At 39.0% G+C, this 1846-nt stretch carries 2 protein-coding genes; one reads left to right on the forward strand and one right to left on the reverse strand.

The features are described from left to right. Positions 1-77 precede the first annotated feature (77 nt). Entirely contained in the window at positions 78-1328 is a 1251-nt protein-coding gene (locus AABK37_RS41200; RefSeq protein WP_432557145.1) for a metallophosphoesterase family protein, read from the reverse strand. Between the two features lie 158 nt (positions 1329-1486). Here AABK37_RS41200 and AABK37_RS41205 point away from each other — a divergent pair, with 158 nt between their 5' ends. After that, a complete protein-coding gene (locus AABK37_RS41205; protein ID WP_432557146.1) occupies positions 1487-1690 on the forward strand; it encodes a hypothetical protein in 204 nt (67 codons plus the stop codon). Positions 1691-1846: the final 156 nt, after the last annotated feature.

Here is a 1846-nt window from a genome sequence, read left to right on the forward strand (position 1 = left end):
GATTACTTCAATCGAACGATGGCTAAACCTTTCAAATGGACTTATAAGGGTAAGGTGCTGGCTATTTAATGGTCGGTCTATTTCCGCCACCCTGTACTAGATAAAGGTTTCTTTCCTGCTTCTTTTACCCATCGTGTATCGGGTTTCCAAACCTCATTAGCTGCATCACGGCTACGGGTTTCAACAGTTACTTTGCTACTATCTATTTTGAGAAAGTTATATTGCCAAGGGTAGCCAGAACCTGATTCTTGGACTGACGCACCAAAAACTCCAGCACCAATAACATCCATTTGCTTTCCACCAATACCGTAATTATAATGAAAAAAACTATTCTCTGCGCTAGGGACACTACCATGCAGCACAAGACGAAAACCAGCAGCAGCTAAACTCTCTATTACACTATTATCAGCAATCTTATCAACATAAATACTCTTGATTGGGTGATGCCAAACGGCTATTTTTAAGCAATCTTCATAAGCTTGATTGCGACGAATCAAACTCAAAGCATTACTGAGTGCTTCTGAATTGATACTTGCACGATATTTGTCACGATGGTCTATCTGCCAAGCAGAATTTAGCCCCAAAATTAGCAAATTTTGCTCTAGTAGGTGCTGCAAACTGTATTGCTGGTCGTATTCTAGGGGATAAAACTCTCCTTTAATCGCTTCATAAAAGCGGCTAAAATTAATAAAGCGTTGTTTATATTGTTCTCCATCTAAACCTTCAATAAATTCTCCATTTTCATCTGTTAAATATTCCTCAGTTCCTTCTTGAGAATATCCAGTATTAATTCTAGAGTAAGCTGCTTCTGCTAGTTGCAAGTTAACGTCATGATTACCAGGAACAATCACAATATGCTGTGACTCTAGCTGAAATTCTTGAGATAAACGATTTATAAATAGTTGAGCAGCAGCATATTCATCAGGAGTAGACTTGCTAGCAATATCACCAGAAATAATTAGCGCATCAAGACGCGAGCATTGTAATTCGTAGCGTAAATCTTCTGCTAGTTGAGCATACCATGTACGGGCATTGTCTGTAGAGCCAAAATGTAGGTCAGAAAGATGGAGGACATGACTTAAGCGGGAGAAATTTTTCTCATCTTGATTCTCAACATCTACTAATTCTTGCCAATTAAGCTCCAATTTTTGACATATTTCTAGAAAAATTGAGCGTTCAATTGGTTTGCCACTGAAAAATCTTTTCACAGTTGCCAAAGATAGCCCTAACTCTTCACCAATATCTTGTTGACGTGCATATCCACTACGTCTCGAAGCTAACTTGAGAGTTTCAATCGAATTTTGGCTAACTTTGAGCGATCGCGCCATACATTAAATGGTGGGTTACTTGGTCGCAATTGAGATTATTCTAATGGTTTTCCAGTTTCCTGTCTCATTTGTCACTATAAATCTTCCGCAGTAACGCTTTCTGCATAGCTAAAATGGGAGGTTAGACAAACAAGTCTAACACTAAAGAAGTGGACAAAATGATAGCAAGCATTAAAAAAACGGGTAAAAATTTAACAAATCCCCAAGTGGGTATGCTTGCCACCGTCCGCAACCGCCGTGCTTTGGTTGACTCCGTTGACTCCTTCGGCGGTACACCAGAAGGACAGCTACACCTTGTACCTAGAATTTTACTGAGATTAATAGTATTTTTTAATACGATTATATTTGTAAGTGGGAAATAGCAGTTAAGCAACGAATATCAGAAGTTGTGGTGCGTCGTCTGAAACGGGAAATTAATTAACTAACCCAAGTTGCTAGTTATGCTTTAGAGGGTTCGCAGGCATAACATTAAAGCAATAAAATCCCCTCCAGAGTCAAAATCGGAGGGGTTTATGTTA

Source organism: Tolypothrix sp. VBCCA 56010, assembly GCF_050875635.1.
Taxonomy (GTDB): domain Bacteria; phylum Cyanobacteriota; class Cyanobacteriia; order Cyanobacteriales; family Nostocaceae; genus Hassallia.